This is a genomic window from Clostridium beijerinckii, assembly GCF_008705175.1.
GTDB classification, from domain to species: domain Bacteria; phylum Bacillota; class Clostridia; order Clostridiales; family Clostridiaceae; genus Clostridium; species Clostridium beijerinckii.
Genome location: NZ_CP043998.1, coordinates 299,763 through 326,477, shown reverse-complemented (window position 1 = coordinate 326,477; position 26,715 = coordinate 299,763). Strand labels below are relative to the sequence as shown.

The window sequence follows — 26,715 nt, the reverse complement described above, 5'->3', positions numbered from 1 at the left end:
CTATATATCCCCATAACTTGTTCTTGCTATAATTTCATTTTGCAATTCTCCTGCAAGTTCAGTGAAATATGCTGTATATCCCGCTACACGTACAGTTAAACTACGATAATTTTCAGGATACTTTTGCGCTGCTAATAAATCTTCTTTACGTAAAACATTAAATTGAATATGTGGTATTTCTAAATCTACAAAGGTTCTTAAGAATCTTGCAAACTTATCCCGTCCAATCTCATGCTTAAAAAATTCAGGTAAGAACTTCATATTTAATAAACCACCATTAGTAGTTAATACATTATCTAATTTTGATACAGACTTTAAAACAGCAGTAGGTCCTGCAATATCTCTTCCATATACAGGTGACATACCACCGTCAGCTAAAGGTGCCTTTGCATATCTTCCATCTGCAGATGCTCCTACATTTTCACCCATTGGAACATGGGCAGATACTGTATACATTCCTGTATGATATTTACCTCCACGATAGTTTGTATAAGATTTAAGCTTTCCATTGAAATATCTTGCCCACTTAGCACCAATTTCATCTACCCATTGAATATCATTCCCGTATTTAGGTGCACGATTTAATAGCATAGCCCTTATCACTTCATATCCTTCAAAGTTATTTTGAAGAGCTTTTAACAATTCTTCTTTAGAAATTCTCTTTTCATCATATACTAAAAGTTTTATTGCTGCCAAGCTATCCGCTAAATTTGCAACTTGTATCATTTGAATTCCTGACAGATTATATACTGCTCCACCTGCAGTAACATCTACACCTTTCTCAATGCAGTCGTCAATAACTGACGATAAGAATGGCGAAGGTAAAACATCTATGTGGGCTTTTTCAACTTGTTCACAAGCTAAAATCATTCTATCAATGAAATAATCTATTTGCTTAGCAAATGCTTCCTCTAAATCTTCATACTTTTCGTAAGTGGTTAGATTACCTAAGTCTTGAGACAATGAATCTCCTGAAATTAAGCATTTTCCACCATTTAGAGTGATCTCTAAAACCTTATTTAAATTGAACATTGCTGCATCACTCCAACCAAGATTATTACCTTGAGTTGTAAGCTCTACGCATCCAACAATTGCATAGTCTCTTGCATCTTTTTCTTTAATTCCTAAGTCTATCATAGACGGCACTACTGATTCATCATTAAAGAACTGCGGCATTCCACTGCCTTTTGCCACAACTTTTATGCTCTCTTTCAATAGTTTTTCTGATGTGTTCTTATGAAGTCTCACAGATAAGTTAGGTTGTGGCAGACCTAAATGTTCTTGAGCTTTTAGGAATAAGAAAGATAATTCATTTGAAAAATCATTACTCTTTTCATCTTGGCCACCAATTGCAATATTAAATCCTATAGGAAATCCTGCAAAAAATTTAGCACTATGAGAATTTCTTAAATAAACTATTTCATTAAACTTAAGCCAAAGACATTCAATTATTTCTAAAGCCTTTTTATCATCTATATTTCCAAGATGTATATCTCTTTTATAATATGGATATAAAAATTCATCCATTCTTCCTGGTGAGAATGATGATGCATTTGATTCCATATGAAGTATAACAAATAAAAACCAAATTGCTTGCACCGCCTCATGGAAAGTTTGTGCCGGCCTTCTAGAGATATTCTTACAAATCTCTGCAACTTGAAGCATATCTGCTACTAATTCTTCCTCGCAGATTGACTCAGCTTTTTCTTTCATTAAGTCATGGTATCTCATCATAAATTCTTGAGCACCTTCCATAACAATAATTACACTTTCATAAAATTCCTTACTTTCTTTTGTAGAATTCTTCATTTTTTCAATGGCTCTTTGCTTAATTCCTTCTGGGCCTAAAGCAAGCCACTCTCTGCAATTTGGACAAATATGCCCTTGAGCATGGTCTTTTTGATTTATTTTTACCACTTTTGCAATTTCATCAATTTCTTTTCCATATCTCTGTCTAATGACATCCTCTAATGAGTGTCCATCCCAATATGGTTTAATCACTTTTCGAAATGTTTCTATATCATTTAAATTCACATTAAATTTGTCTTGAGGTCTAGTTGGTAGAGATTCAAATTCTTTATCGATCCATGAGCTACCGCTCTCTGGAAAAACAACACCATATCTAACCCCTTTAGTACGGTTACCTACTATTAACTCTTCATCATCAATACCGATTTCTAATTTTGAAAGAGAATTCTTTAATGCTAATGCTCTTTTTATAATAACTGGCTTATCTTCATTCTCTTTATAAGTTTCAGTTATTATAAGTGCTTGTTCAATAGATGCATATCTTTTTTCGGATAACATCTTCTTCTTTAAATTTTCAATTCTTCGAGACATTATTAATTCATCCATTTCTCTTTCTCCTTTCTGCTTATTTATTATCATTTATTATTACTATATTCTTATTTTATATTATTTCAAATTATTTTTCAATGTATTTTTTATTATTTCATACAGTTTTATTAAAATAATATTGATTTATTTAAAGAAGATTATTTAATCTTAAACATCTAAAGGTTCAATTTCCTAACTTATTCTATAAATCATAGATTTTATATTATATTTTTTATTAAAGTTCATATATCCCTTTCAAAACAAAGGGTAAGAGATCACTCCCTTACCCTTTGTTTTTTCTATTCTTGTTTTAGAATCTTTATATAATCTTTTGCAAACTGTGTTGCTACATCAATATCTGCAGAATTTTCTCCAATGTATATCCTGTAGCTTACTCCATTATAATCCCAAACCATATAATATATTTTGTTAACACTAATAGGCTTCTTTGTAACATCATCGCCATTTTCACTTCTTTCATATTTAGCCCTATTTTCTTCTAAAACTCTACATTTTATATTATCAATAGTTGTTTCTTTAACACTATTCATTTCTGAATCCTCACTAAATTTTGATAAGTATATAAAAAATTTATGTTTCTCACTATCTTCATATGATTCACAAATGTTTCTTATAATCTTATAATCTTTACTAAGCTCATTAAATATTTGATCATCTCCTACCGCTTTTCTAAACTTATCTAATGAGTTTTCTTCATCTTTATATTTCAAATCTTTAACAGTCATCATCGCTACTGGAGACACAGGATATCCTGCAATTTCTGTAATGGAGAAATTCCCAACTTTTTTAGGAAAATTAAATTCAAATCCGAATTTCCCCTCTATCTCATTCTTGTTTTTATCCGTTATCTCAAAACCTCCAACGGTAACATCATCAACTGCCTCATCTTCTGATTTCTCAATAATATTACCTGATTTATCAAGTAAAAATATTGTCTTCAATGCTTCCTGCGCAGCAGCCCTTGCTACTGGCGAAAATGTAAAAACACCAACAATAGCAAATAATACACAGCATATAGGAACTAATACCTCCTTTCTTATATTTTTTATACTAAAATACTTTTTCTTTCCCATTTCTTTCTCCTTATTATTCCAAGCCTCATTAAAAATATCTCTTGAAGCTTTAATATTAAAAATACTATCATCTATAGCACTCTTTATTACCTTATCCAAATAACCCTTATCTTTCATTTTTAATTAGACTCCTTTCTATTTAACTATGCTCATCCCACTTTCCACCTCAAAGCAATTGGCTAACTGCTTCTTCAAAGCAGCTCTGGCATAAAACAACCGTGATTTTACCGTGGCCTTAAAACAACCTGTAACCTTTGAAATTTCTTCCATTGTCATGTCATTGTAATAATAAAGAATAACAACTGTTTTTAAATTAGGACTTAATTTGTTGATTGCACTCCGCATTACATGTTTTATCTCATATCTATCAATTATGTTTTCTTTTTCTTGATTCTCATCAAAAAATAAACCTTCATTTTCTGATGTTATTTCTAACGGAACTAACTCTGACTGCTTTTTTGTCATTTTCCAGCCTGTTCGCATAAGAATTTTAAAAAACCATACTTTAAACGCTTGTGGCTCTTGAAGTTTATTTATTTCCATGAAGCATTTCATATATGTCTCTTGAAGTATGTCTTCAGCAATTCCTCTATTTCCTGATAAAAAATATGCAGTAGCCAACGCCTTTTTTTCTACAATTTGAAAAAGTTCGCGAAATGCTTCCTTCTCTCCGAGCTTGCAACGCGTTACTATTTCTTCTATATCCATCTTTGCACCTCTCTTCCTTTTGGAGCTCCTATAATATAAGAGGATTAATTTAGTAAAAAGGTTTTATTCATTTTAATTTTTTCTTTTAATGAGAACTATAATTTATAAATCTCAATGACATTTTATAATTCTTCTGTATTAATTTATTCTTTAGCTATAAATAAATTATACATAAAAAGGTATATTGTTATGAGTTTGCTTTTTTATGTATAAAAATAAGCTGTCCCAAAATAGAAATTAAATTTCTATTTTAAGACAGCTTTGATTTGTAAATAAAGCTCAGTTAAATTACTTATATTTATAATTTGCTAGTATTCAAATTAAATACTTTTTTATTCTATTCACATACCTTTCCTGGATTTAATATGTTCTTAGGATCAAAAGCTAATTTAATTCCTTGCATTATTCCAATACATTCACTTGGAAGTGATTCTTTTAAATATCCCTTCTTTGCAAATCCTATTCCATGTTCTCCTGACACCTGGCCATCTAATTCTTTAGCTTTATTATACATTATTTGCATAACTTCTTTTAATTTAGATTCCCATGCTTCTTGGTCAAGGTCATCTCTTAATATATATATGTGAAGATTTCCATCACCTGCATGCCCAAAGCTTTTTATTCTTATATTAGCAGTACGTTCAAGTTCATGAGTGAAGGTTACAAACTTTCCTATTTGATTTCTTGGAACAACAACATCAACTTCATCCATTTCAGTAGTTAATGCTTTAATTGCTTCAAGGAAACAACCTCTAGCTGACCATATTGATTCTTGTCTTTCTTCAGTATCTGAGATTAATACATCTAAAGCTCCAGCTTCTAAACAAATATTAGCTACATTTTCATAATCCTTTTCAATTTCTTCTGTGGAATTTCCATCGAAAGTTAATAATAGGTATGCATCAGATGATTTATCTGGAAAACTTTTTCCTAAAAATTCTTCTGCAGCAAGTATCGCTTCTCTCTGCATAAATTCGATTGCTGTTGGTATTGACTTAGATTTAATTATTTTAGGCACAGTCTCTATCGCTCTTTCGAGACTTTCAAAAGGAATAAGCAAACTTAAAGCCTTTTTAGGAAGTGGTAATAACTTTAAAATAGCCTTTGTTACTATTCCTAAAGTTCCTTCTGAACCAACAATTAAATCTTTTAGTGCATATCCAGAGCTGTTTTTAACTACTTTTCCTCCTAAATTCACTATATCACCATTTGGTAATACAACCTCAAGTCCTCTTACATAGTCTCTAGTCACTCCATATTTTACAGCTCTCATACCTCCTGCATTAGTACTTATATTTCCTCCAATTGTTGCTGATTTTTCACCTGGATCTGGTGGATAAAATAAGTCAAATTCTTGAACATATTTACCTATCTCCATAAGTAATACACCTGGTTCTAATGTAAGAGTCAAATTTTCTTCATCTAATTCTAAAATTTTATTCATCCTGCTAAGGTCTATAACTATTCCGCCTTTAAGTGGAACCGCTGCTCCAACAAGTCCTGTTCCTGATCCCCTTGGAGTAACAGGAATATTATTCTCATAGGCATATTTCATTACTTTTGAAACTTCATCAGCACTTATAGTTTGAATAACTATATCAGGCATTTTCTTAATTCCGCCTAATTCATCATGGCTATAGTCTTCATTTATTTCTTCTCTAAAGAAAACTCTCTCCAAATCATTCTCTGCTATAGATAATATATATTCATAATCTTTTAATTCAACTTCTTTGTAACTCATCACCTATGCCTCCTTAGCCATTTTTATTTTTTCTATTAATTCTGGAATTATTTCATACAAGTTTCCAACAACTCCATAGTGAGCAACCTTAAATATTGGTGCTTTATCATCAGCATTTATAGCAAATATATAATCTGAATTATTCATTCCAGCTGTAAATTGAACTGCTCCAGATATTCCACAAGCTATGATAAGCCTTGGCCTTACAGTTCTACCGCTTAATCCAATTTGTCTCTTTGCATCAACCCAGCCTGCCTCTATTAGAGGTCTAGTACATGCAAATTCTGCTCCTAAAAGTTTAGCTAATTCTTTTACTAATTCTAAATCCTTTTCTGATTTAATTCCTCTTCCTGCTGCAACTATTACTTCAGCATCACTTATTCCTACTTCAGCATCTTTTTTCTTTATACTAAGGGCTGTAATTTTAGATAAAAGTTTTTCCTTATCTATAGAACATTCTACTATTTCTCCTGAAATATCATCGTTTCTTTTTGGAGCTGTCATAACTTTATATCTAACAGTTGCTAATTGAGGTCTAGAATTTGGAGTAACTATCTGAGCCATTATATTACCACCAAATGCCGGTCTAATTTGAACTAAATCTGTATTTTCCTTCATATCTAATATTGTACAATCTGCTGTAAGTCCAGTTTTAAATCTGGCAGCTATTCTTGGCGCTAAAGATCTACCTATAGTTGTAGCACCAACTAAAATCGCTGTTGGTTTTACATTATTTATAAAATCTCCGAAAGCAGCTGTATATGGTTCTATTCTAAAATACTTTAATTCCTCGTCATCATATACAAATACCTTATCTACACCATAGTGTAATAATTCTTCAGCTTTATGAGAAATATTATTTCCGATAAATACAGCATATACTGGATGATTTATCTTTCCTGCTAATTCTCTCGCCTTTCCTATTAGCTCATAAGTAACAGGATGTATTTCTCCATCTACATGATCAACATAAACGCCTATTCCATTCCAAAGACTTTTATCTATCTCTTTGACTTCTTCCTCTATATATTCAACAGCTCCCTTAGGCCCCTTTTTAACGCAAAGCTTGCACATTTTACATGCTCCACTTATTTCAACAACTCCATTATTATTTTCAAGGGCACCAAAAGGACATATTTTAATTAACTCATCAATATCTAATATTTTCTCTTGATTTACTACTAACTTTGCCATAACGCATTCTCCCCTTTAATTATCTTTGTGAGATATCTTTACTAATATTTAATACCTAAATAAATTTCAATTCTTTTAATTTATCTCCCATTTTTCCACTTAATTCACCAGAACTACCTGTCCACATTTCTCTATCATTATTAACCTCTGGTGGAAATATTCTCTCTACTTGAGTTGGTGATCCATTAAGTCCATAATTCTTCTCATCTTTATCATCAAAATCTTTTAGGCTTAATATTTTTATTTCTCTGTCCTTAGTTGAAAGTTTTTTTCTATAAGAAGGTAACCTTGGTTCAAAAATTCCTTTATCTACAGTGATTAGACATGGGTACGCTATCTTTACTGTTTCAATACTTTCTGGCATATCCATTTCAACTGTGATTGTTGAGTCTTCTACTTTAACTATGTCCTTAACGTTAGCTACATGTGGTATGTTTAACCATTCAGCCATTTCAGATCCTACCTGCGCTGTATCTCCATCTGTTGTTTGCTTACCGCAAATAATAAGTTCGAAATCCCCCATCTTTTTCACGCCTTGAGCTATTGTATACGATGTAGCTAAAACATCAGCTCCTCCAAATTTCCTGTCTGATAATAATGTGCCTTCATCAGCTCCCATTGTGTAGGCTTCCTTAATTACGCTTAAAGCTTGATTAGGTCCCATACTTAGGACTTTAACAGTTCCTCCTTCACTCTCCCTAATCTTAAGAGCTGTTTCAAGAGCATACAAATCATATGGATTCATTTTGGAGTCTATGCCATCTCTTTTCAAAACTCCTGTAACTGGATCAACCTCAACTTTAGATGTTCCTGGCACCTGCTTAATGCAAACTAAAATATTCATGATAACTTCCTCCTAAAACTGTATTTTAAATTCCAAACACTGATTGGCAAAGTGATAGTAGTAGTTTTGTCAAAACAATGTGGAATAAACAAACTTTTAAAAATTACTTCAATTTATTTCTTGATAAAATCCAATATCAGTTTAATTATTCCGCTATATATAATAGTTTTTGCTATAGTCACAATAAAACTAATTTATTCCTCCTCTTTTCCAACATGTCATACCAATATCAAATTGGTATGACCAATTTCAATTTAATTATACTTTCCAAAATATAGTTTGTAAAGTATTGTTATTTATTTAACAGAAAATGTTTACATTGACTCTATTCCAATATACTCCTTAGTGCCTTATATTCTATATCTTTTTGCCCATATAAAATTTAATAAAAATTTAATTTATATTTTTAATTAATCGTATTTAAGCATTTTTTGTTTAAAATATAACAAAAATAAAATGGATAAAAAAAATAACCTCACTGACGATTATCTTTTATCCATCTTATTTTTAAAACAATATATTTTTATTTTTTATACCCATAGGATCCTCGAATTAAATCAAAGTGCTCTACCATAGCATTATGAGCTTTACTAGCATCTCTGCATTTCAAAGCTCTTACTAAATTCTCATGAATCTCTAATAAATTCTCCCTAGTTTTTCCTGTATGTAAAATTTGCGCTCTTGATTTTCGAATGAATTCATCCATAAGCTGAGATATAACTTCAAGAACATTTATAAGTAAAGTATTTCTTGAGGTTTTTGCAATTAAATAATGGAACTTAATATCAAGTTCAAGACTCTCGTCCTCATTTTCTGCTATATACATTCTATCTAATATTGCTGTTAAAAGCTCTAGCTCATTATTTTCTATATTTTTAGCGGATAACCTAGCGCAACGAAGCTCCAGCGTTTCTCTTAAATCATACATTTCTTCAATTGAACTTTCTTGTAACATAAACATGACAGAAAGAGGTTCAAATAATGAATTATCAAAATTAGTTTTTATATAATTTCCTGCGCCTTGCCTGCTTTCCACAAGACCTACCACTTCTAATGCTCTCAATGCCTCTCTTATGGATGCACGTGATACTCCAAGAGATTCTGACATTTCTCTTTCTGATGGCAATCTATCTCCCTTTTTTAATTTACCACTTTTTATGTTGTTCTTAATTTGTTCTATAACTTGATGATATACTTTAGGTGTTTTGCTATTGGATGTAAACATATATATCTCCCTTGTTCGCTTTATTGTCTAAAATTTTATATTTTATTAGTACATTATACATCAAAAACAGCTAGAATCCTACATTTGTAGATTTTATAATTCATTCTATTCTATTTATAAACATTCATAATATATATAATTTATCTATTTGAAAATACTTCTCTAAAATATTATATTTAAATACTATCCAATATATTTAAGTATTTTTTCTTTATTTTGAATAATCAAATCATACCCATTTTGATATATTGCTTTTAGTTTACTTTTATTTCGCTCAAATCTACTTATATCCATACTTATACTTGGTCTTATTATAAATGCTTTCCCACTTTCCTCTAATTCTTTGCAGTAATCAAGTTGCTCATTATATTTAATATGCCTATTTTTTAGCACATCTGCAAGCTTTGGATACTTATTTTTATAAAGCCTATAAGTTACTTCATTGGCTTTAGATTTTGTCTTTCTATACCCCTCATTCCTTGTTAATACTATTATATGTTTGTCATTACCATCCTCTATTGACTTATTAATTGGTATAGGCTCTGAAAGGCCTCCATCAGCGTAATATTGTCCTTCTATCTTTTCAAATGGAAATACTAATGGTATCGCTATGCTTGCTCTAAGAATTGAATTTCTCTTATCCAATAAATCTTTATCAAAGTACTCATTCTTTCCAGTCTCAATATTAAAAGCACCTGCTAACATCTTTCCATCAAATTCATAAAACGCCTTATAATCAAATGGACAATGCTTATTAGGTATCTCGTCAAATACAAATTCTAAATCCATAAGAGATTTACATCTAATTAAATTTCTATAGCTGATATACCTCTTATTATCCATAAATCTTTCCATTATCTCTAAGTTTCTTCCTCTTTGCCTAGAGACATAAGAATATGCATTAGTGGCACCTGCAGATACTCCTACTATATATTTTATTTCTGCCTTTATATCTAGAAATGCGTCTAACACACCTGCTGTAAATAATCCTCTGAATGCTCCGCCTTCAAGTACAAGTCCTGTCATAAAAAAACCTCCATACACAATAAATACTATTATATATTATAACTTAAATAATAAATTTAATCACATAAAAACTTACATCAATGGAATTTCTAGTTTTTTAATCAAGTCATTTATTCTTAGTTACTATATATTAAATTTCTTAAATTTGTAATAAAAATGAGAACCTCTATAATTCTAATAGCATAGAGATTCCCATGATAAACTAATATTTATCCATATTTAATTATTTTTATTTTAAAGAACAAACTTCTCAATTTGAGATGTAATCTGCTGCATTATATCTTTCAATTCTTCTGCAGATTTAGAAACCTTATATGCTGAATTATCCATTTCATGGGCTGATGCGGATATCTCTTGGGATGCAGCAGAATTTTCTTCAGATACAGCGGATGATAATTCCACATTTTCTACTATATTATTTTTTCTATTATTAATATCAACTATTGCATCATTTATCTCATGAACTTGAGGTACTATATCACCTATAGATTCTACTATTTCTTTAAATGAAACTATAGTTGATGCTATTGTATGAATCTGCTCCTCTAATTTCTTGTTAGCAATACCTGTTGTTTCTTCAACTAATTTAGTTTCGGAACTTATGTCACCTAGCAAATTATTAATATCTTCTGATGAACTTTTAGATTGCTCTGCTAATTTTCTAATTTCATCTGCAACAATTGAAAATCCCTTACCTGCTTCACCTGCTCTTGCCGCTTCAATAGCTGCATTTAAGGCTAACAAATTAGTTTCATCTGCTATTTCATTAATCATATTAGTTATTTCTGTTATTTTATTTACACTTAGGCTTAATTTATTAACTTTCCTTTGTGCTTCATTATAAGATTCTGCAATTTCATTTATCGATATACCTATATTTCTCAATCTTTCATCACTAATATTGGCTTCATTACTAATATTAATAGTGCTTTTATCCACTTTCTCTACAGATCTTGTTATTGAATCTAATTTATCACTAAAAGAACTTAAATTATTGTTTATTGACATAAGTCTTTCAGATTGTTCATTAGATCCTTCTGCTATATCATGAATTGAACTGGATACATCTCCTATATAATGCTTCATTTTTTCTGAAACCCTTGAAAGCTCTATTGATTGCTCTGTAACAAGGCTCGAATCCTCCTTTACTGTATATATAATTGATGCGATAGATGTTATGGTCTTGCTTAATGCATTCTTCATCACTCCAAATTCGTTTGCGGATTCAGTATCAAACTTTACAGTGAAATTTCCTTCTGATAAGATTGAAACTTTATGTACAAATTCTTTAATAGAATTCTTAATCATAAATATTATATATGCTGACATAAACGCTAGAGCCAGAATTGACACGCTCAATATACTTATAAACATAAATATATTTTTTCTATATGCACTCATAGATTTATTAATCTCATTTGTAGCTTTATCCTTTTGAAGTTGAACTAGTGCTTTATTATCTTGAGCAATTTGATTTCCGTATACACCCATAGCATCATTTGTAATCTTTTTATCTGGAGTTAAATCTTGTTTTCTTTGGTCAATAATACCTGGTATGTACGAATAATATTGTTCATATTCTTCTTTAAATTTCATAACTAATTGGTGTTCTTCTGAATTATTTTCTGATTCTTTAGCCTGCCTATTCACTATTTCCGTTATATTTGTATTTAATTCTAGCATGGCCTTTTCATTTGCCTCATCAAATGGTCTATCTATTATTTTTGTTAAAGTATTTCTTAAAACACCCATGCTGCCATTAACATCACCCCAATCACTAAGTTTTGGAATAACATTATTATACATTGTCAAGTTGGCATCGTACATTTTAGATGTATTTAAATAACCCAAAACTCCAATAGTAATTGTTGATATCAAAGATAAAATTACTATTATAATTATACTCCTTATGATTTTTACATCTTTTACTTTTTTTAATCTCACTTCAACGTCCCCCTATGGCTTAAATATATAATTACATACATAACATAATATTGTTAACGTGTGCAGTTATAATTATACATATTAACCAATATGATAACAATAGTTATAATTTTACATATACCTTAAACAGTAATTTACTTATTTATATTTTTGTGAAATATAAATAATATATAGTACAAAATACCCCTTAGTGTGTTGACTAAAACTATATAAAATGCTATAATCATTCTATAAAATAAATCACTATATTAAAAGGGAGTAGTTATAAATATAACATCAACAATCGCGACTATATTGTTAGTCTGGTGTTATATACCCTAACAGGTAACGAGACTTTTAATATAACTTCAAATTGTTGAAGTTATATTAAAAGTCTTTTTTGTTGTTAATTTATCCAATATCTATCATTAGTAACAACTCTTCTTCACTTGGGTATAACAACTGTACATTTCTGGAGTATGTACCACTTGAGGGTATATGTTCAACTAAATTCAGTCAGAGTTAAACTCTACCTGAAAATGTTCACTTTATAGACTTTAGTTAATTATATACTTATTAAATTTTTTCTTTGAAAGGAAGATGCCATAATGAAAAAATATTTTTCTAAAACAGTAGAAGAATCTCTTAAAAACTTCGATGTGACTTTAAAAGGGCTGACGAGTGAAAAAGCTAATGAAATATTAGACTCTGTAGGCGAAAATACCTTAAATGAAAAAAAGAAAAAAAGCATTTTATCTGTATTTCTAGAACAATTTAAGGACTTATTAGTAATTATATTGATTGCTGCTGCTATAATTTCAGCTATGACTGGAAATATAGAAAGCACTTTTGTAATTTTAGCTGTTATAACTATGAATGCTATTTTAGGTACTGTTCAATACGTTAAAGCTGAACAATCTCTAGCTAGTCTAAAAGCGCTATCTGCACCTAATGCTAAAGTTATTCGGAATGGAGTTAAAATTGAGATACCTTCTAAGACTGTAGTCCCAGGAGATATTTTGATATTAGAGGCTGGAGACCTAGTTGTTGCTGATGGTAGAATTTTAGAAAACTTCTCTCTCAAAGTTAATGAGAGTTCATTAACTGGTGAATCCGAAAGTGTGGACAAATTCTCTGATGTTATTGACAAAGATGAAGTTGCTTTAGGTGATCAAAAAAATATGGTTTTCTCTAGTTCACTAGTCACTTATGGACGTGCTACTGTTCTTGTAACGAATACTGGTATGAATACTGAGCTTGGTAAAATAGCTACCCTTATGGAAGAAACTCAAGAAAAAAGTACCCCACTTCAGATTTCCTTGGATGAATTCTCCAAGAAGTTAGCCTTTGGAATAATTGGTATCTGTGTTATTGTATTTGGATTAAGTATGTATAGAGGTATTGATCTATTAGATTCATTAATGTTTGCTGTTGCTCTTGCTGTTGCTGCTATTCCTGAAGCGCTTAGTTCTATAGTTACAATTGTACTTGCCATAGGTACACAATCAATGGCCAAAGAGAATGCCATCATTAAAAAGCTAAAAGCTGTTGAAGGTCTTGGATGTGTATCTGTTATCTGTTCTGATAAAACTGGTACATTAACACAAAATAAGATGACTGTTAAAAAGATTTTCGTTGATAATAAGTTAATTGATAGTACTAAAATAGATTTCAAAAATTCTGATTCAAATTTCCTTTTAACTAGCTCTGTACTATGTAACGATTCTACTTCAAAAGATGGTGCTGAGATAGGAGATCCAACAGAGGTTGCTTTAGTAAACTTGGGTCATAAATACTCCTTAAATGAAATTGAATGTAGAAATAATTACCCAAGGCTTAAAGAGATTCCTTTTGATTCTGATAGAAAACTAATGAGTACTCTTCACGAGATTAATGGAAAATATATAATGGTTACTAAAGGTGCTCTTGATGTATTACTAGATAGGGTAACTTCCATAAAAACTTCAGCTGGCGTAACAAACTTCACTAACAACGATAAGATCAATATAAATAATGTTAATAGAGAATTATCATCTCAAGGATTAAGAGTTTTAGCATTTGCTTATAGAGAGCTTAATGAAAATAAAGAACTCACTTTAGATGATGAATATGATTATACTTTCTTAGGTTTAATTTCAATGATTGATCCACCTAGAGAAGAATCTAAAGCAGCTGTTAGTGACTGTATTAAAGCTTCTATTAAACCAATTATGATTACTGGAGACCACAAGATTACAGCTTCTGCTATTGCTAAAGAAATTGGAATATTACAAGATGGTGACTTAGCTGTAGAAGGCTTGGAACTTGATAAAATGTCCGATGACGAACTCAACTCAAAATTAAAGCACATTTCCGTTTACGCAAGAGTATCTCCAGAACATAAAATAAGAATAGTTAAAGCATGGCAAAACAAAGGTAAAATTGTAGCTATGACTGGAGATGGTGTTAATGATGCACCTGCACTAAAGCAAGCTGATATTGGTATTGCAATGGGTATAACAGGTACTGAAGTTTCAAAAGATGCTGCTTCAATGATTTTAACAGACGATAACTTTGCTACTATTGTTAAATCGGTCACTAATGGGCGAAACATTTATGCTAATATAAAGAATTCAATAAAATTCTTACTTTCAGGTAATACTTCTGGAATTCTTGCAGTACTCTATTCATCAATATTTGCGCTTCCTGTTCCATTTGCTGCAGTACACTTATTATTCATAAACTTATTAACAGATAGTTTACCTGCTATAGCAATTGGTATGGAGAAATCTAAGAAAGATGTTTTAAAAGATAAACCTAGAGATGCTAAAGAATCTATTTTAACTAAAGATTTTATCATAGATATCTTCAGTCAGGGCTTGCTTATTGGAATATTTACTATGATCTCTTACCATATTGGTTTAGCTACAGGAAGCCATGGGCTTGCGATGACTATGGCATTTAGCACTTTATGTTTAGCTAGATTATTCCACGGATTTAACTGCCGAGGTAAAAAATCAATATTTGCTCTTGGAGTTTTTAATAATAAATTCAGTTGGATTGCCTTTATATCAGGCGTTGTACTTGTAAATGCAGTTTTACTTATACCAGCACTTCAAGGATTATTTGAAATAACTCCACTTACTAGTAATGAATTAATGTTAGTTCACTTATTTGCTTTCATTCCAACTTTAATAATACAAACTGTTAAGGTTGTTAGAGATTTTATTGAAGAAAACAATGAAAAGAATAGAAATAGAGACGCTAATGATTCAACTATGAGAGCTGCATAAAACAACCTTTGAGATTATATAATTAGATTAACGAAAGAGCTGTATCAAGATTACTTGGTTGTCTTGATATAGCTCTTTTGTTTTTGTTTATTATTTATCGTTTTTATTTATTGCTGCCATTATACGATTTTATATACATCTCTTTAATTTCGCTCATTAAAGGATATCTTGGATTTGCACCTGTGCATTGATCATCAAACGCCTGCTCAACCATTTCATCCATTGAAGCATAGAACTTTTCTTCTGAAACTCCAAATTCTTTTATGCTCTTTGGTATTCCAACTTTGGCCTTTAAATCATCTATTGCTTTAATTAATAATTCAACCTTTTCTTCTTCTGTATTTCCTCCTAAATTTAAATAATCCGCAATTCTAGCATATCTCCATCCTGCATTTGGATATTTATATTGTGGGAACGCTGCTTGCTTTCTAGGTGCATCTGTTGCATTAAATCTGATTACTTCATCTATTAATAATGCATTTGCTATTCCGTGAGGTACATGATGGAATGCACCTAACTTATGAGCCATTGAGTGGCATATTCCTAAAAATGCATTGGCAAAAGCCATCCCTGCTACAGAAGACGCATGGGCCATCTTTTCTCTAGCTTTAATATTTGTAGTTCCTCCATTATATGCATGGGGTAAATATTTAAATGTTAACCTTATTGCTTCAAGTGCTAATCCGTTTGTATACTCAGATGCTAACACTGAAACATAGGCCTCAATTGCATGAACTAAAGCATCTATACCAGAGGCTGCTGTTAATCCTTTAGGCATGCTCATCATAAGTTCTGCATCTATTATAGCCATATTAGGAGTTAATGCATAATCTGCAAGTGGATACTTAACTCCTGTTTGTTGATCTGTTATAACTGCAAATGGAGTTACTTCTGATCCAGTTCCTGCTGATGTTGGAATTGCAACTAAAATTGCCTTTTCTCCCATTGGAGGGAACTCATATACTCTCTTTCTAATATCCATAAATCTCATTGCTAAGTCTTCAAATCTAACATCTGGATGCTCATACATTACCCACATAATTTTAGCTGCATCCATAGGCGACCCTCCACCTATAGCTATAATAACATCTGGATTAAAGTCTCTCATTGCATCTGCACCTAAATTTGCAGCCTTTAATGTTGGATCAGGTTCTACATCTGAAAATATCTTGTATTCTATATGATTTTCACTTAAAATATCTGTAATCTTATGCGTATAACCCAAATCAAATAATACTCTATCTGTTACTATGAATGCCCTTTTCTTCTTCATTGCGTTTAATTCTTCTAAAGCAATTGGAAGACATCCAAATTTAAAGTAGATTTTGTCTGGAACTCTGAACCAAAGCATATTTTCTCTCCTCTCAGCAATTCTTTTAACATTAATTAAATGCTTAGGGCCTACATTTTCCGATATTGAATTTCCCCCCCAAGATCCACAGCCAAGAGTCAATGATGGTGCTAACTTAAAGTTATATATATCCCCGATTGCACCCTGAGATGCAGGCATATTTATTAAAGTTCTAGCGGTCTTCATGGCTACTCCGAACTTCTCTATTCTGTCTACTGATTCCATTTGATTTGTATAAAGTATTGATGTATGACCGAATCCGCCTAATTCTATCATTCTGGAAGCTAATCTTAGCGCATCATCAAAAGTTTTAGCTTTATACATACCTAATATTGGTGACAATTTTTCATGTGAAAATGGTTCTTCTAATTCAGGTGATTCAACTTCACCTATTAATACTTTAGCAGCTTCTGATATCTCTACTCCAGCCATTTTTGCAATCTTGTAAGCTGACTGACCAACAATCTCTGAATTTAAAGATCCCTTTGAATCTAATATTATACTTCTGACCTTATCAATTTCTTCACCTCTAAGTATATAAGCTCCTCTTTCATCTAATTCCTTTAGAACCTCATCATATACTGATTCCATAGCTATTATGCTCTGTTCTGATGCACAAACTACCCCGTTATCAAAAGTCTTAGAAAGCAAAATCGAGTTTACAGCCATTTTTATATGAGCTGTATCATCAATTATAGCTGGAGTATTTCCTGCTCCAACTCCAATAGCTGGTTTTCCTGATGAATACGCAGCTCTAACCATTCCAGGACCACCTGTAGCTAGTATAATATCAGATTCTGCCATAACGTTTCTGGATAATTCTATTGATGGCTCATCTATCCATCCAATTATTCCTTTTGGTGCACCAGCTCTTTCTGCTGCTTCTAGAACTATTTTTGCGGCTGCTATTGTTGAATTCTTTGCCCTAGGATGTGGACTTATAATTATTCCGTTCCTTGTCTTTAATGCAATCAATGTTTTAAATATGGCTGTTGATGTTGGGTTTGTTGTTGGCACGATTGCAGCTATTACCCCTATAGGTTCAGCGATATGAGTTATTCCGAACATTTCATCTCTCTCTATAACTCCACAGGTCTTTGTATCTTTATATTGGTTATATATGTACTCAGCTGCGAAGTGATTTTTTATTACCTTATCTTCTACTATTCCCATTCCGCTTTCTTCTACTGCCATTTTAGCAAGAGTAATTCTCGCATCGTTCGCTGCCATGGCTGCTTGCCTAAATATTTCATCTACCTCTTCTTGAGAAAATTTTGCAAATTCTCTTTGGGCTTCCCTTATTTGCTCTATTCTTTTTGTCAATTCTTCTGGATTCGTAACTCTCATTTTCTACCTCCAACATTATCTTCTAAATTTTCATACTCAAGCTGCTTTTGTATAGCAATTTTACTTACTATAAACAAACTGTGTATAGTTTATCCTGAAAATAATATTTAATTTATCCCATCTCAAAAAAATTGCTAATGAATCTAATGAAAATATAAATTATATATTCATTTGCAATGAGAATAAAGCACATATTATTCTATTATTTTCCAAAAAACATAAAATAATAGACATGATAGAATAGATTATTCTTTTTCCTATTCTACATGCCTCTAACAAAACTTCTTTTATATTGATATTAATGTATTGTAGATGTTAAATTTAATCCTATGACTCCTATTATTATAAGTCCTATAAAAACTGTCTTCTGCAGATTAATCGATTCCTTAAAAAATATAATCCCGATAGCTGACAGCAATATTATCCCAATGCCTGACCAAGTTGCGTATGCAACTCCAATTTGTACTTTCTTTAAAGCTAATGTTAACATGCTTAAGCTTAATATATAAAAACCTAGCATAACAATTGCATATTTTATATTTGTAAAACCTTCTGATAACTTCATTGATATGGTTCCTGAAACTTCAAATATTATGGCAAAAATTAAATAAATCCAACTTATCATAATACACCTCACTCAATAGCATCCGTTAATAAACTTTTTATAAAGAATAATGGATATATCATTAAATACAAATTAAAAATCCACCACAATAAATCGAAATCATATCTCATAGTCCAGAAAGAAATGGCTTGAAGTCCTGAACAAAAAGTTAATACAAGCGAAATCAGACTAAATTTTTTCCATAATTCATTTGTAGTGTAATACATATACAAACTAATAAATCCTGTTAATGAAATTAATAAATCAAGCGGTAAGAATGACCAATTCCATGATACTAAAATAGGATTTTCGTAATCTTTAAATAGCAAGCTCTCTGGAATCAGATGGAATAAGGTAATAAACCAGTAAACTATAAAACCAATATCTGTGACTAAAAAAAACTGCTTTAATATTTTCATTTTCACTTCTCCTATTTTGATATAAGATTCTAAATTCAGATTTTAATTTTCTTGCATATTAATTCAAACAATTTAATTAAATTCATTTAACTAAATTTCTAAAAAAATTTGTTTTTCCTATTATTCTTTACTTTTTAATACTTTAACAACCTTACTAAAAAGAATACTTAGCTCCTCTAATTTCTCCTCCGACGTAATTTCACTTATTAAATTAGCGAATTGCTTATAGATTGCATTGTCGCCTTCTATTATCTTTATCCCCTTCTTCGTAACTTTTAAATAATAAATTCTTCCATCTTCTTCTGATTTTACTTTTTCAACTAGTTCATTTTTTATTAATCTCTTAGCCAATGCAGATATTGCTGGTTTAGTCAGTTTTAATTTTTCTGCTATCTCTCCTAGATTTGGATTTTCCATATTATATATTGTTGTCAAATAATAATAGTCCGTTATGTTAAACTGCTTCTTTTCTTCAGTTGATAAAATTAAATTAATATTATTCATGGACTGCTGCCATAAATAATTTGCTATATATTCAAAATGTTTTTCAATCAAAATATTCATCTCCTAAAATAGTTCAATTCATTTAACTAATTCTATGGGTTTATATTAATTTATTTGTATACCTGATGTCAAGGGATATATTCAAAACATATGTTTCAATGTGAATGTCATATTTTACACAAACTACTATGTTGTTATGTTGTTAGATTGTATAGTATACTAATATCAGTTAGCTATTAATTTCTTTTAACTTAGGAGGAACTATGAATAAAATTATTGAAAAAGCTAAAATTACACATGAGTTAAATAAAGATGAAATACTTGAATTACTACAAAGCGATGATATAAATGAAGAACTATTTAAAGCCGCTGATGAAGTACGTCAAAAATACTTAGGGGATTATGTTCATTTAAGAGGGCTTATAGAATTTACAAATATCTGCAAAAGAAATTGCCTTTATTGTGGTTTACGTAGAGACAATAAAAATCTTGAAAGATATAGATTAACTGAAGAAGAAATTCTAGACTTTGCTAAAAAGGCTGTTAGCTATGGCTACAAAACACTTGTGCTTCAAGGTGGAGAAGATGATTATTTTACTAAAGAAAGAATGACAAACATAGTAAAAGAGATAAAGAAATTAAATGTCGCTTTAACCTTAAGTTTAGGTGAAAAAACTTATGAGGAATATAAAGCATTTAAAGAAGCTGGAGCTGATAGATATTTAATAAGAATTGAAACTACTGATAAGAAGCTCTATGAAGATATGGATCCTAACATGAGCTTCGAGGAAAGATTAAATTGTTTAAAGAATTTAAGAGACTTAGGATATGAAGTTGGAAGTGGTATTCTAGTTGGTCTACCAAATCAAACATTAGAATCTATAGCTAGTGATATACTTTTCTTTAAAGAAATTAATGCAGATATGATTGGTATAGGTCCATTTATACCAAATGAAGATACACCTTTAAAGGATGCTCAAGGTGGAAATCTTACTCTAGCATTAAAGGTTATGGCTTTAACCAGATTAATACTTCCTGATATAAATATTCCTGCAACAACCGCAATGGAATCTTTAACTCCAAACGGAAGAATAGTTGCACTTCAAAGCGGTGCTAATGTTGTAATGCCTAACGTTACTGAAGGTGAATATAGAAAGCTTTATGCATTATATCCAGGTAAAATATGTACAGGCGATACACCTGCACACTGCAGAGGATGCATAACTGGTAAGGTAACTGGAATAGGCAGAATAATTTCAGATGGTTATGGATTTAGAGGAAATCAAAACACTAGTGCCTATAATAATTAAAAAAATATTAGTAACAATAAGTTAAATCATAGTATTAAGTAGAATATACCATACAGGATAGATAATATAATCCTATATGGTATATTTTTATGAATTGCTATGATTTAACTTCTATTTATATTTCTTTTATTTAAATTTGTTCTATTATTTATTACTATCTATTTTAAGTCTATAAGTTAAAGTTGATCATGAGATGTCAATTAGCTTATTATTTAATGACCTATCTAATTAAAATTATTATCTACTTCTTGCTTCCCGAATCCCAATTTTTATAATAAACAAAATCCTTATCAAATAGTTTTAGAGGAATTTTAAATTCAGGGATTCCAAATACATATGGCGCTATATCATACAGCTGGTAGTATATTACTAGGTTATCGTCTCTTATATAAAAACTTTGATTTTCACTAATGCCCTTAAATACATTACCTGAATCAAAATAATTTTCTGGATTCTCTTTTATTTGATTTTCTATTTCTTTATTTATTATGTCAGAATAATTATATCCTTCACTGAATAATTCCTTTAAAGTTAGCAGCGCTTCTTTCTTCTTATCTATTGTATATGAAGTCCTTGTTGTCATACCATGAGCTCCACCAAGAAACTCATAATAGTCATTATATAAGCTAAGAATTTGATTATTATCTGCTGAGGTTGTGTATCTTGAATAAATTTCATATGGAAATCTTGGGGTTTCTTGTCCCTTTTCTCCGAAGTATTCTTTCGCCGTTTTTTCGGACTCCTCAGCTCTTGGCAAAATATCTTGATTAATTACATTATTTATCAAATTTATTCTTTTTTCATCATTTCCACCTACTAATTGAGGCATATTTATGTCTAATTTTAAGTAATTTAGATTTTTAGTTATAGATTTATCCACAATTTTAATTTTGCTTTCACTTTGCATTTTATTAGTTATAAACATTTCCTGTGGACAAGCAGTGGATAACATTGAACTTACTATTAATAGCCCCGTTATATTAGCTATAATACCCATTTTAGCGCCTCCCTGATTTATGCATTTTGCGACATAATATATTTTATATCCACAAAACCAACATGTAAAATTATGTATGTTAACAGCTTTATAACATTTTATCCACAAGCGAATGTGGATAATGTTAGTAAGTTGTACTATTTTTATATTATGCTACTTTTTTCAATAAGTTATTCCGCTAAAACTCTATAAAAATAAATTTTTTATATAATATCTTTCAATAATAAATTTACATTTGCCCCCCTGGTAATCTAAGGGCTCAATTAAGGCTGAGATTTAGAATTTTAATTAGAATATATATCACAAATGACTTATATTAGGTCTTGTAGTTTTTCTTTAAGTTTAGGGTATAATTATAAAAGAAAATTATATTTGTTTTAATTGCAAGGAGGTGAATAATAACAACATGTTAAAAGGAACTTTACCACCAAGGAACATTTCTTACAAAAGACTTTTCAAAAATAAAACTTCCTTAAGTATTTTGGTATTCAGCTTATTGTTTGTAATGTTTTCTATTTACCTAACAACACACAATATATCTTATAAAAATTCTATAGCTTCTAATCATGGTTCTGATAATACAAGTATTGATGAAAATCATGTTGGATCTGAAAATATATTAAAAAAAGATCCTTCCAATGTAGACAAAAGTACACTTCAAAATGAAAGATCTTTTAATAATTCAAATTTAATTACTGACAATAGAGGAGTTCCCGTATTATATTACCATTCAGTGAGAGAACCGGCTGAGAATGAGGTTACAATAACTCCAGAAAATCTTCGGATACAGCTTGAGTACATAAAAAATCAAGGTTATACAACATTAACTTTAGATGAACTAAAAAATTACTTATTAAACAATTCCCCAATTCCTGAGAAGAGCATAGTTATCACTTTTGATGATGGCTATATGGATAATTACTACAATGCTTTTCCAATTTTGAAAAATCTAAATATGGTAGCAACAATATTTTGCATAACATCAGATCTAGATGGTTCCTATTATTTATCAAAAGAGGCTATAAAAGAAATGTCTGATTACGGAATAGATATAGAAAGTCATACTGTTAGTCATCCCAAACTTAATCAGCTTCCATATGATAAGCAATTAAATGAATTGAAGGAATCAAAAGAAACTTTGGAATCAATAACAGGAAAAAAAGTTGAAGCTGTTGCCTATCCATTTGGAGATTTTAATGATGATAGTATTATCGCCGCTAAAAATTCAGGCTATACGTTAGCATTTACTACTAAGAGAGGACTCTCCGATAGAGATGATAATATTCTTAAACTTGATAGAATTTATATTAGCTCAAAATATGATATGAATACTTTTAAGGAAGTTTTAGCACAAACTAAAAAATAACTCTTAAATAAAGAGTTATTTTTTTTCTTCCTTGCTATCTTCAGTTGAGTATTTGGGTAATTTTTGTTGATTTCCTGCATTATTTATAGCTATAGGTATATTGTGTTCGTATATAAATTTATTTGTTTTAGTAAGCTCTCCATATTTTAAAGCTTGTCCATTAATTGTTATTAATGTTTTCCTACTTAAATCTAACATTTCATTATCCAATGCGTATTCAAATATCTCCGATATAGCATCATCAACATCCTTGTTCAAAACATCAATATTTCCTATAAGTTCTTTTCCTTTATCTGTAGGCGAATAGGCATATATAACTTTGTGAAACTTATTAATATGAATCTTTATATTAGAAGTTGTTTCTATCACTATTATGCTTTGTGTTGTCCTATATTCAATAGTTATACCACTACCAATCAATATTAATATAAATAGTAATATTGATATATGTATTTTGTACCCCCTAATCCCTTTCTTTTCTTTTCCTTCACATACATCTCCAACCTTTGATCTATTAGAAGTCTTTATCTTTAAAAATTCTCCTTTTGAAGTTAATATATATGCTGAATTTTTAAAGGCTTTTATTACTATCCCTTTATATAGCTGTTGATTTTTACTTGAAATGCTTACAACTTTATTATCTTCTTTTAATTTTATTCTTAGATAATCTTGAATAAATTTATAATTTGAATTAGTTATTATAATGCAATAAGCTATTATGTAGTCCCTAAGTTTATTTATAATCTCAGATTTTATCCTAGTTAACTTACTTATTTTAGCTATCGGTAAAACTCTTTTTTCATTGATTATTCTTAGTAAATCCTCATCACTAGCTATATAATAAGCTATATTTAAAGCTATATTTCTGTCAGCTTCTTTAATCGGAAAGTTTACTAAATCTTTAAGTAAAACATTATATGAGCTTAATTCATTTATAAATAAAGATATCTGTTTTTTTCTAATATCCTCTGCAGTATCTCCTATTAGGAACATTGACGGCATAGATGAAAATACATATTTGTCTTTACTAAAGCCCAAATTTTCCATAAAATTAACACCTCTTTAAAATATTAACCCTTTGTATAAGTTCTTCATACTATGATATTATAGCATATAAAGCTATTTATCTATAAAATTTTCTTTATCTAAATTTAATTTAAAAGCAATATTTTGGAGATTATTAATGAGAGGAAAAATTATATATGTAGATTTTGTAAAAAGACGTAGAACAACCTTTATACATTTTCATATAAATAGATTTATTTCTTGGTTTAACATTAAATTTTATATTAAACCCAAAACAAGCTCTTTGAACAACATGTCAACAAATAAACGTAGACGTATTTTAAATTAGTATAATTATTTATATAAAAAGCCTCATAATATGTTAAAATAGTAAAATAATAAAACACATAATGAGGTGATTATATGAGAATTGGATTAGGATATGATGTTCATAGATTAGTTGAAAATAGAAAATTAATTTTAGGTGGAGTAGAAATTCCATATGAGAAGGGGCTGCTAGGTCATTCCGATGCGGATGTTCTTATCCACGCTATAATAGACTCTTTATTGGGCGCTTGTGCTCTTGGCGATATAGGCAAACATTTCCCTGATACAGATAGTAGATTTAGTGGAATATCTAGTATCATACTTCTTGAAGAAACAGGTAAATTGCTTCTTAAGTCCGGCTATGCCATCAACAACATAGACGCTACAATAATAGCTCAAAAACCAAAAATGCTGCCTCATATTGAGAATATGAGAAAGAACATTTCAATTGCTCTGAATATAGATATTAATAAAATAAATATTAAGGCTACTACTGAAGAAGGCCTTGGCTTTACTGGTGAGATGCTTGGAATTTCTTCTCAAAGTATCTCTTCTGTTGAAAGTATAATTTAAAAATATACTATTCAAAGTTTATAGTGCTTTATAATTAAAAGGGAGCTATAATTAGCAGATTCTAATCTGCTAATTATAGCTCCTTAAATTATATATTAATCTTTTAAAATACTTCGCTTAATTTTTTTAGTAGAATCTCTCTGAATACTTCTCCTTTATTAGGATCACTTATTGCATTTTTGCAGATATCTTCCCACTCATCAATAGACATTCCTATTCTATTTTCTAATTCTTCTTTTGTATTTGTTAATAACGAAGATGAAATTACAAATTCTCCAAGTTCCTCTGGAGTCTTGAAAATTTTTATATATAAAAATTCTGTGTTATCCCCCATCCACTTCTTATTAAACTCTGCTGGGAATTTATCTAATCTAGCTTGAGCCTTTTCAGATGGAATATTCCATAAGCTACTTAAGAAATCATAGTCTCTCCTCATATTACTTGCAACTTCTTTGTCTATTTTCTTTAGTTTTTCTCCCTCACGAATGATCTTATCAACAGTTAAATGTGGAATCCTAGTAATTAATTTTTCTTTTCCATATATCCACTTATAAAAAGCTTCCTGCAAGAACGAATATTGAAGATAACCAATCAAACACTTTCTATTAGGGAAATATCCCCATATATTATTTATACCATTATTGTTTCCAAATATAAGGGTATGAAAATAAATACTTCTTTCTGTTGGTGGTTTCTGCATAAACATATGTCCTCTTATTGTCTTGTTCCTACTGATAACGTTTTCCCAATAATTAAATGAATTATAAACTTCCCACACTTTACTCACCTTCCCAACTAATATTTTATAAAATATATTATTAATAGTTATCTTTTGTTCTCTAATTATATTATAACTCATTTATCTCATAATTGTTTATTCTTGGATAAATTTGTTTAATATATACATATTAATATATTATCCCCATTTTATTATTTTATTACAAAATTTTAGACTTTTATTATAGATATTCAAATTGATATTTCTTATTTATTACTTTATAATATTAAATGTCAAGTTATTTACAGTTATCATATTATTATATTAAGAATTCTATTATTTTTTTAATTTAAATAAACTTTAACAATTAATATATTTTTATATAGGGTAGATTCTAAGGAGGATTAAAAATTGTCTTTATGTGAAATATGTAATGCCGAAGCTGATATACATCATATTGTTCACAGAAGTGAAGGTGGCTTTGATATAGAACTAAATTATAAATATTTATGTCCTTCCCATCATAGAGGAAAATATGGTCCCCACCAATCCAAAGAAGTTGATTATAGATATAAGTTAGATCTTCAAAATAAACTATACGATATGCTAAAAAAAGATTATTATTCTTTTAAGGAGCTAGCATTAGAATTAAATATACCTAGAAACACTCTTAAAAGAATTACAAGAAACTTAAAGCTTTATAAAGAAGGTTATAAAAAATCAGAAGTAATATTTAAAATAATGGGTGAAAAATTTTACTCTGAAGAAATGATTGTTAACTTAACTTTAGACAAATTGATTGAAGACAATTATTAACTTATTATGTTATA

Annotated in this window: 21 protein-coding genes; 5 read left to right on the top strand and 16 right to left on the bottom strand. The window is 29.9% G+C overall.

Annotated features, from left to right (window positions below; translation table 11 throughout):
• From F3K33_RS01590 to F3K33_RS01550, 9 genes are all read right to left on the bottom strand, one after another.
• Positions 1-2,355: a glycyl radical protein gene (locus F3K33_RS01590; protein ID WP_039772611.1), complete on the bottom strand. Its 2,355-nt coding sequence runs from the start codon at positions 2,353-2,355 to the stop codon at positions 1-3.
• A 281-nt stretch (positions 2,356-2,636) separates the two neighbouring features.
• Positions 2,637-3,548: a hypothetical protein gene (locus F3K33_RS01585; protein ID WP_039772613.1), complete on the bottom strand. Its 912-nt coding sequence runs from the start codon at positions 3,546-3,548 to the stop codon at positions 2,637-2,639.
• 18 nt (positions 3,549-3,566) lie between these two features.
• A complete protein-coding gene (locus F3K33_RS01580; protein WP_039772615.1) occupies positions 3,567-4,139 on the bottom strand; it encodes an RNA polymerase sigma factor in 573 nt (190 codons plus the stop codon).
• Positions 4,140-4,476: 337 nt separating this feature from the next.
• Positions 4,477-5,880 (bottom strand): FAD-binding oxidoreductase, encoded by a 1,404-nt coding sequence (locus tag F3K33_RS01575; RefSeq protein ID WP_011967662.1) that lies wholly within the window; start codon positions 5,878-5,880, stop codon positions 4,477-4,479.
• A 3-nt stretch (positions 5,881-5,883) separates the two neighbouring features.
• Entirely contained in the window at positions 5,884-7,074 is a 1,191-nt protein-coding gene (locus F3K33_RS01570; RefSeq protein ID WP_023976420.1) for an electron transfer flavoprotein subunit alpha, read from the bottom strand.
• 55 nt (positions 7,075-7,129) lie between these two features.
• Entirely contained in the window at positions 7,130-7,918 is a 789-nt protein-coding gene (locus tag F3K33_RS01565) for an electron transfer flavoprotein subunit beta/FixA family protein (protein ID WP_039772617.1), read from the bottom strand.
• 523 nt (positions 7,919-8,441) lie between these two features.
• Positions 8,442-9,143 carry a FadR/GntR family transcriptional regulator gene (locus tag F3K33_RS01560; RefSeq protein ID WP_011967659.1) on the bottom strand — a complete coding sequence of 234 codons (702 nt, stop codon included), beginning with the start codon at positions 9,141-9,143 and terminating at the stop codon, positions 8,442-8,444.
• 183 nt (positions 9,144-9,326) lie between these two features.
• Positions 9,327-10,169: a patatin-like phospholipase family protein gene (locus F3K33_RS01555; protein WP_023976421.1), complete on the bottom strand. Its 843-nt coding sequence runs from the start codon at positions 10,167-10,169 to the stop codon at positions 9,327-9,329.
• Positions 10,170-10,403: 234 nt separating this feature from the next.
• Entirely contained in the window at positions 10,404-12,113 is a 1,710-nt protein-coding gene (locus F3K33_RS01550) for a methyl-accepting chemotaxis protein (protein ID WP_039772619.1), read from the bottom strand.
• A 587-nt stretch (positions 12,114-12,700) separates the two neighbouring features.
• On the opposite strand from F3K33_RS01550, the gene F3K33_RS01545 reads away from it, so the two are divergent.
• Positions 12,701-15,364, top strand: a complete 2,664-nt coding sequence (locus tag F3K33_RS01545) for a cation-translocating P-type ATPase (protein ID WP_039772621.1) — start codon at positions 12,701-12,703, stop codon at positions 15,362-15,364.
• Between the two features lie 103 nt (positions 15,365-15,467).
• On the opposite strand, the gene adhE is transcribed toward F3K33_RS01545, so the two are convergent.
• The 4 genes from adhE to F3K33_RS01525 form a co-directional block, all read right to left on the bottom strand.
• On the bottom strand, positions 15,468-18,062 hold the full coding sequence (gene adhE, locus F3K33_RS01540) for a bifunctional acetaldehyde-CoA/alcohol dehydrogenase (protein WP_023976424.1): 2,595 nt from the start codon (positions 18,060-18,062) through the stop codon (positions 15,468-15,470).
• A 298-nt stretch (positions 18,063-18,360) separates the two neighbouring features.
• Positions 18,361-18,687, bottom strand: a complete 327-nt coding sequence (locus F3K33_RS01535) for a DMT family transporter (RefSeq protein ID WP_069187767.1) — start codon at positions 18,685-18,687, stop codon at positions 18,361-18,363.
• An 8-nt stretch (positions 18,688-18,695) separates the two neighbouring features.
• Positions 18,696-19,085 (bottom strand): YvaD family protein, encoded by a 390-nt coding sequence (locus tag F3K33_RS01530; RefSeq protein ID WP_011967653.1) that lies wholly within the window; start codon positions 19,083-19,085, stop codon positions 18,696-18,698.
• A gap of 120 nt (positions 19,086-19,205) precedes the next feature.
• Positions 19,206-19,649 carry a MarR family transcriptional regulator gene (locus F3K33_RS01525; RefSeq protein ID WP_236887883.1) on the bottom strand — a complete coding sequence of 148 codons (444 nt, stop codon included), beginning with the start codon at positions 19,647-19,649 and terminating at the stop codon, positions 19,206-19,208.
• A gap of 203 nt (positions 19,650-19,852) precedes the next feature.
• Between F3K33_RS01525 and hydE the strand changes: the two genes are divergently transcribed.
• Complete coding sequence (gene hydE, locus F3K33_RS01520) at positions 19,853-20,899, top strand: [FeFe] hydrogenase H-cluster radical SAM maturase HydE (RefSeq protein WP_039772624.1); 1,047 nt, start codon at positions 19,853-19,855, stop codon at positions 20,897-20,899.
• A 241-nt stretch (positions 20,900-21,140) separates the two neighbouring features.
• On the opposite strand, the gene F3K33_RS01515 is transcribed toward hydE, so the two are convergent.
• Positions 21,141-21,896 carry a DUF3298 and DUF4163 domain-containing protein gene (locus F3K33_RS01515; protein ID WP_023976425.1) on the bottom strand — a complete coding sequence of 252 codons (756 nt, stop codon included), beginning with the start codon at positions 21,894-21,896 and terminating at the stop codon, positions 21,141-21,143.
• A gap of 406 nt (positions 21,897-22,302) precedes the next feature.
• Here F3K33_RS01515 and F3K33_RS01510 point away from each other — a divergent pair, with 406 nt between their 5' ends.
• On the top strand, positions 22,303-23,262 hold the full coding sequence (locus F3K33_RS01510) for a polysaccharide deacetylase family protein (protein ID WP_039772626.1): 960 nt from the start codon (positions 22,303-22,305) through the stop codon (positions 23,260-23,262).
• 15 nt (positions 23,263-23,277) lie between these two features.
• Here the strand turns inward: F3K33_RS01510 and F3K33_RS01505 are convergent, their stop codons facing one another.
• On the bottom strand, positions 23,278-24,309 hold the full coding sequence (locus F3K33_RS01505) for an anti-sigma factor domain-containing protein (RefSeq protein WP_039772628.1): 1,032 nt from the start codon (positions 24,307-24,309) through the stop codon (positions 23,278-23,280).
• 381 nt (positions 24,310-24,690) lie between these two features.
• Between F3K33_RS01505 and ispF the strand changes: the two genes are divergently transcribed.
• Positions 24,691-25,167 (top strand): 2-C-methyl-D-erythritol 2,4-cyclodiphosphate synthase, encoded by a 477-nt coding sequence (gene ispF / locus F3K33_RS01500; RefSeq protein ID WP_011967647.1) that lies wholly within the window; start codon positions 24,691-24,693, stop codon positions 25,165-25,167.
• A 103-nt stretch (positions 25,168-25,270) separates the two neighbouring features.
• Here ispF and F3K33_RS01495 read toward each other — a convergent pair whose 3' ends face one another.
• Positions 25,271-25,867 carry a hypothetical protein gene (locus F3K33_RS01495; RefSeq protein WP_023974744.1) on the bottom strand — a complete coding sequence of 199 codons (597 nt, stop codon included), beginning with the start codon at positions 25,865-25,867 and terminating at the stop codon, positions 25,271-25,273.
• Positions 25,868-26,296: 429 nt separating this feature from the next.
• Here F3K33_RS01495 and F3K33_RS01490 point away from each other — a divergent pair, with 429 nt between their 5' ends.
• The gene (locus tag F3K33_RS01490; protein ID WP_011967645.1) at positions 26,297-26,701 is read left to right on the top strand and encodes an HNH endonuclease; all 405 of its coding nucleotides are present in this window, start codon (positions 26,297-26,299) and stop codon (positions 26,699-26,701) included.
• Positions 26,702-26,715 lie beyond the last annotated feature (14 nt).

Excerpts from the sequence above, each read along its gene's own strand:
- F3K33_RS01555 (WP_023976421.1), bottom strand. The coding sequence starts at position 10,169 with ATGACAGGACTTGTACTTGAAGGCGGAGCATTCAGAGGATTATTTACA.
- ispF (WP_011967647.1), top strand. The coding sequence starts at position 24,691 with ATGAGAATTGGATTAGGATATGATGTTCATAGATTAGTTGAAAATAGA.
- F3K33_RS01565 (WP_039772617.1), bottom strand. The coding sequence starts at position 7,918 with ATGAATATTTTAGTTTGCATTAAGCAGGTGCCAGGAACATCTAAAGTT.
- F3K33_RS01515 (WP_023976425.1), bottom strand. The coding sequence starts at position 21,896 with ATGGGTATTATAGCTAATATAACGGGGCTATTAATAGTAAGTTCAATG.
- F3K33_RS01510 (WP_039772626.1), top strand. The coding sequence starts at position 22,303 with ATGTTAAAAGGAACTTTACCACCAAGGAACATTTCTTACAAAAGACTT.
- F3K33_RS01495 (WP_023974744.1), bottom strand. The coding sequence starts at position 25,867 with ATGCAGAAACCACCAACAGAAAGAAGTATTTATTTTCATACCCTTATA.
- F3K33_RS01590 (WP_039772611.1), bottom strand. The coding sequence starts at position 2,355 with ATGGATGAATTAATAATGTCTCGAAGAATTGAAAATTTAAAGAAGAAG.
- F3K33_RS01560 (WP_011967659.1), bottom strand. The coding sequence starts at position 9,143 with ATGTTTACATCCAATAGCAAAACACCTAAAGTATATCATCAAGTTATA.
- F3K33_RS01525 (WP_236887883.1), bottom strand. The coding sequence starts at position 19,649 with ATGAATATTTTGATTGAAAAACATTTTGAATATATAGCAAATTATTTA.
- F3K33_RS01530 (WP_011967653.1), bottom strand. The coding sequence starts at position 19,085 with ATGAAAATATTAAAGCAGTTTTTTTTAGTCACAGATATTGGTTTTATA.
- F3K33_RS01575 (WP_011967662.1), bottom strand. The coding sequence starts at position 5,880 with ATGAGTTACAAAGAAGTTGAATTAAAAGATTATGAATATATATTATCT.
- adhE (WP_023976424.1), bottom strand. The coding sequence starts at position 18,062 with ATGAGAGTTACGAATCCAGAAGAATTGACAAAAAGAATAGAGCAAATA.
- F3K33_RS01570 (WP_023976420.1), bottom strand. The coding sequence starts at position 7,074 with ATGGCAAAGTTAGTAGTAAATCAAGAGAAAATATTAGATATTGATGAG.
- F3K33_RS01585 (WP_039772613.1), bottom strand. The coding sequence starts at position 3,548 with ATGAAAGATAAGGGTTATTTGGATAAGGTAATAAAGAGTGCTATAGAT.
- F3K33_RS01545 (WP_039772621.1), top strand. The coding sequence starts at position 12,701 with ATGAAAAAATATTTTTCTAAAACAGTAGAAGAATCTCTTAAAAACTTC.
- hydE (WP_039772624.1), top strand. The coding sequence starts at position 19,853 with ATGAATAAAATTATTGAAAAAGCTAAAATTACACATGAGTTAAATAAA.
- F3K33_RS01580 (WP_039772615.1), bottom strand. The coding sequence starts at position 4,139 with ATGGATATAGAAGAAATAGTAACGCGTTGCAAGCTCGGAGAGAAGGAA.
- F3K33_RS01505 (WP_039772628.1), bottom strand. The coding sequence starts at position 24,309 with ATGGAAAATTTGGGCTTTAGTAAAGACAAATATGTATTTTCATCTATG.
- F3K33_RS01535 (WP_069187767.1), bottom strand. The coding sequence starts at position 18,687 with ATGATAAGTTGGATTTATTTAATTTTTGCCATAATATTTGAAGTTTCA.